Raw genomic sequence first — 985 nt, 5'->3', positions numbered from 1 at the left:
GCGTCCGAGCGGGCGTGTGAACAGGCGCGCGGCCGGGCCTGTACTCGGGCGTCCGAGCGGGCCTGTGAACAGGCGCGCGGCCGGGGCAGTGCACGGGCAGCGGCCAGCCGTCAGGACGGCTTCTTCTGCTGCGGGTACGGTGTTTCCTGCCGGGCCAGCATCTCCACGAAGCCGGCGACCTTGCGCTGCCGGGCGGCATCGGTCTTCAGCTGGGCCAGCCGGTGGATCAGCGCGAAGCGGTTCTGCGAGGTGAGCACTTCGAACATCGCCTGCGCTTCCGGGACGGCGGCGATCGCTGCGGCCAGGTCCTCGGGCACCTCGGCCGTGGCGGGCCCGGCGTAGGCCTTCTCCCAGCGGCCGTCGGCCTGCGCCGCGGCCACGGCAGCCCGGCCGGCCTCGTGCATCTTGCCGGCCTGCTCCAGCCGCTCGATGTACCCGACGTTCCGCAGCGACCAGATGCTGCGCTTCGTCCGCGGGGTGAAGCGTTGGAAGGTGCTTTCCGCGTCGCGCCGCTTGGCCTGGCCGTCGATCCAGCCGAAACACAACGCCTCGTCCAGGGCGGCGGCATAATCCAGGGCCGTAACCGTGCCGCCCTTCTTACGCAGGATCAGCCACACACCGGCCGACGAGGCGTGGTTTTCTTCCAGCCAGGCCCGCCACGCGGCGGCGTCTGGCACCAACAACTCCGGAAGCTCAACAGCCATGCCCTCATGGCAGCACGGCAGGGCCGCGTCGTCTAGTGTTTTTGGGTATCGTCCCGTGCCGGCCCAAGGAGAGAACCCAGATGCTGCGCGTCCGTCCCGTGTTGTCCACCTTCCGCATCGAGCCGTGTCGGGACTTATTGACGGCGGCGGGGCTGGCCCGCGTGGCCCACGACGGCGGTGCCCGGCTGGAATTCGTGGCCGCCGTCCGGAACAAGGGCGTTGACGCCTTCAACGAGATCATGAGGATGCAGGCCTGATGCCCGGAAAGGTCTCCTCCTGGT

1 protein-coding gene and 1 pseudogene are annotated in these 985 nt (G+C 69.6%); one reads left to right on the top strand and one right to left on the bottom strand.

The window, feature by feature from the left end; genetic code table 11:
- Positions 1 to 110 precede the first annotated feature (110 nt).
- Entirely contained in the window at positions 111 to 704 is a 594-nt protein-coding gene (locus AC5RV2_RS18400) for a YdeI/OmpD-associated family protein (protein WP_494093524.1), read from the bottom strand.
- A 185-nt stretch (positions 705 to 889) separates the two neighbouring features.
- Between AC5RV2_RS18400 and fliE the strand changes: the two are divergent.
- Positions 890 to 961 (top strand): annotated as a pseudogene (gene fliE, locus AC5RV2_RS18395) (flagellar hook-basal body complex protein FliE); the annotation flags it as partial.
- Positions 962 to 985: the final 24 nt, after the last annotated feature.

This window comes from Arthrobacter sp. Y3225116 (genome assembly GCF_059091245.1).
Note: the sequence above shows the minus strand (reverse complement) of the source record. Positions and strands in the feature narration are given on the sequence as shown.